Below are 8,292 nucleotides of genomic sequence, written 5' to 3'. Positions count from 1 at the left end.
CAGCTTCGTCGCCCGGCGGGCGCTCGCGACCGTGCCCCGTACGGCGCGTCCGCCGGCATCTCGGCGCGCCGGGCCCTCGCGGGCTACACCACCGAGGCCGCCTACGCCGCCGGCGAGGAGGCGATCTCGGGGCGCATCGCGATCGGCCGGTACGCCGACCTGACCGTCTTCGGCGGCGACCCACTGACCTGTCCGCCCGACGACCTGCCCGAACTACCGGTGGCGGCGACCGTGGTGGCCGGCCGCGTGGTGCACCGGGCCTGACCGAGCACGGAGACGATCTCGGGATCGGGTGAGGACGATCAGGGGAAGGACGTCACCCGTGGGGGCCCTTCGACCCCGAGATCGCTTCCGTGTCGTCGCGCAGCAGAGCCGGGAGGGCGCGCATGTCGTCGAACAGCACGGCGTTCGTGCCGGCCAGGCGGGTCGGGCTGGTCAGGCCGCCGACGTAGCCGAAGGACCGCATGCCGGCCGCGCGGGCGGCCTGCACGCCGTAGGCGCTGTCCTCGATCACCGCACACCGGCTCGGGTCCACGCCCATTGTGCGGGCGGCGTGCAGGAACAGGTCCGGGGCGGGCTTGCCCTCGGAGACGTCCTGGGCGCTGAAGACGCGTCCGTCGAAGTGCTCGTGCAGACCGGTCAGCGCGAGGTTGCGCTCGATGCCGTGGTGCGGGCCGTTGGAAGCGACGCACGTCGGGTGGTCGATGCCTGCGAGGGCTTCGAAGACGCCGTCCACGGCGGTGAGTTCGGCGTCGAACGCGGCACGGTACAGGTGCGAGAACTCCTTGTGCCAGTCCTCGGCGAGGCTGCGCCCGAGCCGTTCCTCGACCAGCGCCGTGTACGTCTCCACCGAACTGCCCACGAAGTGTTCGACGATTTCCTCTTCGGTGAACTCGCAGCCCAGTTCGGCCATGATCTGCGCGTCGACGCGAACCGCGATGCGTTCGCTGTCCACGAGGACGCCGTCACAATCGAAGATCACCAACTCGAACCCGGTTCGCGTCATGGGCACGAGCCTACGATCCGGGCAGGCGGGCGGACTCGGCGGGGCGGAGCGGACGGCCCGAGGCTCCCCGACCCCGGACCGTCGACCCGCGAACACCGTCCCGAGCCCGATACCGCCCTACCGACGAGGCCGGCCCGAGACCGCCGAGCCGCGAACGCCGGCCTCGCGTCTCATCGTCCTTCGAACGGCCAATCACCCGAGTCCAGTTCGCGCCGCTCGTACGCCGCGACGATCTCCTTCTCCGCCGCGTCGCGTCCCGCCCAATGCGACCCGTCCACCGACTTGCCGCGTTCCAAATCCTTGTAGACCTCGAAGAAGTGCGCGATCTCGTTGAGCTGATGCAGGGGAACATCACCGATGTCCTGTATCCCCTGCCGGCGCGGGTCGCGGGCGGGAACGCACAGGACCTTCTCGTCGGGACCCTGTTCGTCGCTCATCACGAACATGCCGATCGTGCGACAGCGGATCACACAGCCGGGAAACGTCGGCTCGTCGAGCAGCACCAGTACGTCGAGCGGGCCGCCGTCGCCGCCCAGAGTGCGGTTCACGAATCCGTAGTCGGCTGGATAAGCGGTTGATGTGAACAACATACGGTCGAGCCTGATGCGTCCCGTGCGCCGGTCCATTTCGTACTTGTTCCGACTACCCGCAGGAATTTCCACGACGACGTCGAACTCCACGACGGCTCCTTTACGGCCCAATGGATCAAGACCCGATATGCGCGGCATTCCGCATTCCTGACGTACCGACGTGGACCTTCCCACGCCACCGGGCCGTTACGCACGCCGAACACGGGACAACGGCCCGACAAATACCGAGCGAACACCACATCACGCCCCAACCCTTGACCCGGTCAACTAAGTAAGGTTTCCTGTCCGTCGACGCGGAATCCCACCCGAGGGCCCATACCGACTCGATCCGCGCCGCCCACCCCGGCCCCGGGCCGCCCGCCCCGCCGCCCCACACCGACGCCATAGGAGCCGCCGTGATCCGGATCGAGGACGCCGACCGCGTCAGGACCATCACGCTCGACCGCCCCGAAGCGCTCAACGCCTTCAACGAAGCCCTGTACGACGCGACCGCCGAGGCACTGATCGACGCCGCCGCCGATCCCACCGTCGCGGTGGTCGTCCTCACCGGCGCCGGGCGGGCGTTCTCCGCCGGAACCGACCTGATCGAGATGGCCCAGCACAACAGCGGGACCAAGATCAAGGGCACGTACGGCTTCGGCGGCATGATCGACCAGGTCCAGGCGTTCCCCAAGCCGCTGCTCGTCGCCGTCAACGGGCTGGGGCTGGGCATCGGGGCGACCGTTCTCGGCTTCGCCGACCTGGCGTTCATGGCCGACACCGCGCGCCTGAAGTGCCCGTTCACGTCGCTCGCGGTCGCGCCCGAGGCGGCCAGTTCGGTGACCTTCCCGCAGTTGCTCGGACGGCAGAACGCGATGTGGGCCCTGCTGAGCAGCGAATGGCTCAGCCCGACCGAATGCCTCGACATGGGCCTGGTGTTCAAGGTCTGCCCGGCCGACGAACTGCTCGACGTGACGATGCGTCACGCCCGAATCCTCGCCGCCAAGTCGATCTCGTCGCTGATCGAGTGCAAGCGGGTCGTCCTGGAGGCGATGGGCGATCAGGTGACCGCGGCCCGCCGCCGCGAGGACGCCGCGTTCGGTCGCCTGCTCGGCAAGCCCGCCAACATCGAGGCGCTCACCGCGTTCGCCGAACGCCGCGAGCCCGACTTCGCGGCGATCGACGCGCAGGACGGCTGACCCGGCGCGGCACCACGGACGGGACTCCGGCCCCCGGCCGGGGCTCTGGCACTCCACGGCCGGGGCTTTGAGGTCGAGCCCACCGACTCCGGCGACGGCCGGCTTGTCACGGTTTGCGAAGCACTGCGCGATACTGCTTCGCACCACCGTTCCCGTCCCCAGGATCAGCGCCGCCGATGACCAGCTCAGCGACCCCCGACAGCCCGCCCGATCCCGTCGCCCCCGACGACGCACCACACCCCGGCGACGCGATTCGGCTCGGCCACACGCTCAAGCCGCGGCACATGACGATGCTCGCGCTCGGCGGCGCGATCGGGGCCGGGCTGTTCGTCGGCACCGGAGCCGGGATCCACACCGCCGGGCCCGGCATCCTCGTCTCGTACGCGCTCGCGTCCGTGCTCGTGCTGCTGGTCATGCGCATGCTCGGCGAGATGGCCGCGGCCGTGCCGCGCAGCGGCTCGTTCTCGGAGTACGCCCAGGTCGCGTTCGGGCCGTGGGCCGGTTTCACGGTCGGCTGGCTGTACTGGTGGATGGTCACCGTCGTGCTCGCGGTGGAGGCGTCCGGCGCCGCCGCGATCGCGCACGGTTGGGCGCCCGGCGTACCGATCTGGGTGTTCTCGCTGGCGATCATGCTCGTGTTCACCGGCGCGAACCTGCTCACCGTGCGAGCGTTCGGCGAGTCCGAGTTCTGGTTCGCGACCGTCAAGATCGCGGCGATCGTGGCGTTCCTGGTGCTCGGCGTGCTCGCGATCGCGGGGTGGCTGCCGGACACCGAGGCCCCCGGGCTCACCAACCTGACCGGGCACGGCGGCTTCCTGCCCAACGGATGGGACGGCGTGGTCGCGGGCCTGCTCGCGGTCGCCTTCTCGTTCGGCGGTCTGGAGATCGTCACGATCGCCGCGGCCGAGTCGAACGACCCCGCGCGCAACGTGGCCCGCGCGGTGCGCACCGCGGTGTGGCGCATCCTGCTCTTCTACATCGGCTCGGTCGCGATCGTCGCCACCCTGCTGCCGTGGGACTCGGACCGCCTCGGCAGTCCGTACGTCTCGGTCCTGGAGGTCGTCGGCATCCCCGGGGCGGCCGACGTGATGAACGTCGTCGTGTTCACCGCCCTGCTGTCCGCGCTGAACTCGATGCTGTACGGCGGGTCGCGGATGGCGTTCTCGCTGTCCCGACGCGGCGAGGGCCCGCGGCCGTTGTCCCGGGTCGCCCGCAACGGCGTGCCGCGCACCGCCGTGCTCGCGTCCTCGGCGTTCGGCTTCGTGGCCGCGCTGCTCAACGTGTGGTGGCCCGAGCAGGTGTTCAAGCACCTGCTGAACTCGGTCGGCGCGATGCTCGTGTTCGTCTGGTTCGCGATCACCGCGTCGCAACTCGTGCTGCGCCGCCGGTTCGAACGCGAGGATCCCGAGCGGCTGATCGTGCGGATGTGGGGCTTCCCGTATCTGACCTGGTTCGTGCTGGTCGCCCTGGGCGTGGTCTGCGTGCTCATGCTGTTCGACGCGGACGCGCGCCCGCAGTTGCTGTCGTCGGTGGTCGTCGTCGCGATCGTGTCGGCCTTCGCGCTGGTGCGCGAGACCCGCCGCCGCGCTCCGCGCAAGCGCGCGGCGGGCCGCTTCTGACCTCGACCGCCGTGCCGAACGGACAGTGCGGTGCCCACTCCTCCGGCGCCTGATCCGGTCGGGTCGCCCGCGCCGTCGCCCACGTCGAAGGGCTGCGTCGACAGCGGTACGCCGTTGCCCGGTTGCCCGGGTACGTCGTGCCCGGACGGGTCGAAGTCGGCCGCGGTCGGTCCGTCGTCGAGGGCGGATCTCGCCGCACTGTTCGGTGCGGCGGCGGCGATTCCCGGCCGGCCCTCGATCCGGCCACCCCGCGATGCGGCGAGGGCCGGTCTGCGCGTACCCTGCGTCCGACAACATCCCAACCACTCGTACAGGGGCACTCGTGCGCGTTGTCGTCGCCGGAGCCGGTATAGGCGGGCTGGCCACAGCCCTGAGTCTGCACGCGGCGGGTATCACCGATGTGACCGTGTACGAGGCGGTCGAGGAGATCCGCCCACTGGGCGTCGGGATGAGCCTGTTGCCCGACGCCGTCCGCGAGTTGACCGAGTTGGGTCTGTACGACGACCTCGCCGAGATCGCGGTGGAGAGCGTGGAGCTGGCCGGTTACGACCGCTCCGGCGGCCGGATCCGGACCGAGCCGCTGGGCTTGGCGGCCGGCTACGCGTGGCCGCAGTTCTCGGTCCATCGCGGCGAGTTGCAGATGCTGCTGCTGCGCGCGCAACTCGCCTGGCTGGGCGCCGAGTCGCTGCGCACGGGGCTGCGGCTGACCGGCTACGCGCAGACCGCCGGCGGCGTGACCGTCGAGTTCAGCGACCCCGCGGGCAACATCGTCACCGACGAGGCCGACGTGTTGATCGCCGCCGACGGGATCGATTCGGCCGGGCGCGCGCTGATGTACCCGAACGAGGGCCCGCCGTCCTGGAACGGCCTCGTGTTGTGGCGCGGCACGTCGCCCGCGCCGGCCCCGGTGGCGGACGGCTCGACGACCGTGGTGGGCGACGACGAGCAGACGTTCGTCGCGTATCCGATCCGGGCGGCCGAGGGCGATCGGCCCGCGCTGTTGAACTGGGTCGCGGCTCGCCCGTCGACGGACCAGCCGACGGAGTTCGGCAACTGGCACCGACCGGTCGAACTGGACACGATCGCGCGGCACTTCGGCGACTGGGACTTCGACTGGCTCGATGTGCCGTCGGTGATCGAGAACGCCGATGTCGCGTACGAGTATCCGATGGTCGACCGCGAGCCGCTGCCCAGTTGGTCCGACGGGCGGGTGACACTGCTCGGCGACGCCGCGCACGCGGCGTTCCCGATCGGCTCGAACGGCGCGTCGCAGGCGATCCTGGACGCGCGGGTGCTGGCGCGCGCACTCGCTCGGCACGCCGACCCGGTCGAGGCGCTCGAAGCGTACGAGGAGTTGCGCCGGCCGGCCCCGGGTGCGCCGCGATCGGCCGAGCGCGTCGAGGTCGCCGCGTCGTACCGGCTCGCCGCGGGCCCGGACCCACAGGAGCTGAACGAGCGCGAGTCCTACTCGGTGGACGGCGTCGACCGCACGGAGCGGTGACCACCCGCCGGGCAGGCGCGCTCGGGACCACCGCGCACCGACTCGGCGAGCACTCGCCCGCCCGAAACTCCTACACCGGCCACGGACACACCGAGCCACTCGCACACCGAGCGAGCGTCGAACACCCGGCGCACCGAGCCTCTCGTGCACCGGGCACGGAGCACCGAGCACCGAGCACCGAGCACCGAGCATCGACCACCGGCACACCCAGCCACTCGCACACGGGCATGGTGCGTGGCACGGTCGCGATGGTCGAGGGCGCGGGACACTGTCCGCAGGTCGACCACCCGGAGCAATTCGTCGCGGCGGTCGAGAGGTTCCCGGCCGCGCTGCCCATCGACGCTGCCCGACGGTGCCGCGTTTCCCTCTCCCGACAGGCAGCGCCGACAGCGCCGTCCTTCGTCACGGCAACAGTACGACCTTGCCCGTCGTCCGTCGCTCCAGCAGCGCGGTGTGCGCGGCAGCGGCCTCGGCAAGCGCGAACGTCGTGACGATCGGCGTCAGTTCGCCCGCCGCGGCGGCGGCGACGGCGACCTCGGCCAACGCCTTGAGACCACCCGGGCGGTTCGCCATCCGCGGCCCGAGCGGGTTGAGCACGGCGACGTCCGCGGCGGCCGCGACCTCGTCCAGGTCCGGGATCGCCCCGCCGGACGACCAGCCGTACGTCACGAGCCGGCCGCCGCGCCCGACCAGGTCCAGTGCGGCCCGGCCGTTCGCGCCGCCCACGCTCTCCAGGGCCACCGTCACCGAACGCCCGCCGAGTCCGCGGCGGATCGTGGCGGGCCAGTCCTCGGCCGTGTAGTCCACCGCGAGGTCGGCGCCCAGCTCGGCCACCGCCTCGACCTTGTCCGGGCCGCCCGCCACGCCCACCACGAACGCACCCGCGGCGCGCGCGGCTTGGACCAGCAGGGTCCCCAGCCCACCGGCGGCTGCCGTGACCAGCACGACGTCCTCGGCGGTGACCGCCGCGACCTCCAGAATGCCCAGCGCGGTGCGGCCGGTCCCGACCATCGCCACCGCGACCTGCGCCGACAAGCCGTCCGGGAGCGGGATGAGCGCCGTGTCGTCGGTGAGCGCGAACTCGGCGTAACCGCCGCTCGCGTGTCCGAGGTGGGCCACCACCCGCGTGCCGACCAGCGCCGGGTCCACCCCGGGGCCGACCGCGTGCACGACGCCGGCCACCTCCCGGCCGAGCGTCGCGGGCAACTGCGGGACCGGGAAGGGACCTTCCACCCTGCCGCTGCGCAGCGCCGTGTCGACCAGGTGAACCCCGGCCGCCTCGACGGCGATCCGTACCTGTCCCGGCCCCGGCTCGGGCGTCGCCACCTCTTCGAGGTGGAGGTTCTCCGGCGGGCCGAACTCGTCGAGGACAATCGCGTGCATCGAAATCTCCAGGGGTGCGGTGGGTCGCCTTGCGTGCGAACAGCTTGAAACCTCAAGGGCACTTGATGTCAAGGACCGCACCTGCCGCCGACGAACGTCCGCCGGCCCCCTCGGTGAGGCCGTGCGCCGACCGCCCGGGAACGACGCGACGCGGGCGCGCCGATCGGGCACCATGTCCCGATGACGATTCACCTGGTGGCCATGGGCGGCGGCGGATTCTCGACCAACGAGGGGGTCTCGGCGCTCGACGCGTACGTCCTGGGCCTGGCCGCACGGCCGCGGCCGACGGTGTGCTTCGTGGGGACCGCGTCCGGCGACTCCGCCAGCTATCTCGCCAGATTCCACGCGTCGTTTCGGCGCCTCGACTGCGACACCACCGACCTGAGTTTGTTCAAGCGCACCGGCGCGAAGCTCGTGGACACACTCGACGCGGTGGACGTGGTGTACGTCGGCGGCGGCTCGACCGCGAACCTGCTCGCGCTGTGGCGCCTGCACGGTCTCGACGCCGCGCTTCGGGTGCGCGCGGCGCGCCGGAACCTGGTCGTGTGCGGGATCAGCGCGGGCGCGCTGTGCTGGTTCGAGGGCGGTGTCACCGACTCGTTCGGGCCCGGGCTGCGCGCGCTCGCGGACGGCCTGGGCTGGGCCCAGGGCAGCGTCTGCCCGCACTACGACGGCGAGGCCGAGCGCCGCCCCGCCTACCACGCGGCCGTCGGGGCAGGCGAGTTGGCGCCCGGCTACGCGCTGGACGACGGCGTCGCGGTGCACTTGATCGACGGCGACGTGCACGGGTTCGTCAGCGAACGCCCGAACGCCCACGCGTATCGCGTCGAGCGCGGACCGGCCGGGGCACGCGAGACCGTACTGCCGACCATGTTGCTGTGACCTCGCCCCGGGCCTCCGTCGCCGCGCGCGCCCGGGGCTCGACGCCGCGGTGATCGAGAGCGTCGAGTCGGTCGTGGGCCGCGCCGTCGCGCGGGCGCACGGCCGTGCCGGCTTCGCGAGCACGATCGAGGTC

The 8,292-nt window shown here is 71.8% G+C and carries 8 protein-coding genes; 5 read left to right on the top strand and 3 right to left on the bottom strand.

Annotated features, from left to right (window positions below; genetic code table 11):
* Positions 1-264: amidohydrolase family protein (locus tag GT354_RS06965; RefSeq protein ID WP_161355349.1), on the top strand; the 264-nt coding region annotated here is incomplete at its 5' end.
* A 52-nt stretch (positions 265-316) separates the two neighbouring features.
* Here the strand turns inward: GT354_RS06965 and GT354_RS06960 are convergent.
* Together GT354_RS06960 and GT354_RS06955 are read right to left on the bottom strand one after the other, a co-directional pair.
* The gene (locus GT354_RS06960) at positions 317-1,006 is read right to left on the bottom strand and encodes an HAD family hydrolase (RefSeq protein WP_202511587.1); all 690 of its coding nucleotides are present in this window, start codon (positions 1,004-1,006) and stop codon (positions 317-319) included.
* 170 nt (positions 1,007-1,176) lie between these two features.
* Complete coding sequence (locus GT354_RS06955) at positions 1,177-1,686, bottom strand: inorganic diphosphatase (RefSeq protein ID WP_161355347.1); 510 nt, start codon at positions 1,684-1,686, stop codon at positions 1,177-1,179.
* A 305-nt stretch (positions 1,687-1,991) separates the two neighbouring features.
* Here GT354_RS06955 and GT354_RS06950 point away from each other — a divergent pair, with 305 nt between their 5' ends.
* From GT354_RS06950 to GT354_RS06940, 3 genes are all read left to right on the top strand, one after another.
* The gene (locus GT354_RS06950; protein WP_161355346.1) at positions 1,992-2,774 is read left to right on the top strand and encodes an enoyl-CoA hydratase-related protein; all 783 of its coding nucleotides are present in this window, start codon (positions 1,992-1,994) and stop codon (positions 2,772-2,774) included.
* A 176-nt stretch (positions 2,775-2,950) separates the two neighbouring features.
* On the top strand, positions 2,951-4,393 hold the full coding sequence (locus GT354_RS06945; protein ID WP_161355344.1) for an amino acid permease: 1,443 nt from the start codon (positions 2,951-2,953) through the stop codon (positions 4,391-4,393).
* 322 nt (positions 4,394-4,715) lie between these two features.
* Entirely contained in the window at positions 4,716-5,894 is a 1,179-nt protein-coding gene (locus GT354_RS06940) for an FAD-dependent monooxygenase (RefSeq protein ID WP_161355342.1), read from the top strand.
* A 402-nt stretch (positions 5,895-6,296) separates the two neighbouring features.
* Here GT354_RS06940 and GT354_RS06935 read toward each other — a convergent pair whose 3' ends face one another.
* Positions 6,297-7,277: a zinc-binding dehydrogenase gene (locus GT354_RS06935; protein WP_161355341.1), complete on the bottom strand. Its 981-nt coding sequence runs from the start codon at positions 7,275-7,277 to the stop codon at positions 6,297-6,299.
* Between the two features lie 180 nt (positions 7,278-7,457).
* Between GT354_RS06935 and GT354_RS06930 the strand changes: the two genes are divergently transcribed.
* Positions 7,458-8,159 (top strand): peptidase E, encoded by a 702-nt coding sequence (locus GT354_RS06930; RefSeq protein ID WP_237534452.1) that lies wholly within the window; start codon positions 7,458-7,460, stop codon positions 8,157-8,159.
* Positions 8,160-8,292: the final 133 nt, after the last annotated feature.

This window comes from Streptomyces sp. SID3343, from assembly GCF_009865215.1.
In the GTDB taxonomy this organism is placed as follows: Bacteria; Actinomycetota; Actinomycetes; order Streptomycetales; family Streptomycetaceae; genus Embleya.
The sequence above is the reverse complement of the archived record's forward strand: the minus strand, read 5'-3'. Positions and strand labels throughout refer to the sequence as shown.

Excerpts from the sequence above, each read along its gene's own strand:
- GT354_RS06960 (WP_202511587.1), bottom strand. The coding sequence starts at position 1,006 with ATGACGCGAACCGGGTTCGAGTTGGTGATCTTCGATTGTGACGGCGTC.
- GT354_RS06945 (WP_161355344.1), top strand. The coding sequence starts at position 2,951 with ATGACCAGCTCAGCGACCCCCGACAGCCCGCCCGATCCCGTCGCCCCC.
- GT354_RS06935 (WP_161355341.1), bottom strand. The coding sequence starts at position 7,277 with ATGCACGCGATTGTCCTCGACGAGTTCGGCCCGCCGGAGAACCTCCAC.
- GT354_RS06930 (WP_237534452.1), top strand. The coding sequence starts at position 7,458 with ATGACGATTCACCTGGTGGCCATGGGCGGCGGCGGATTCTCGACCAAC.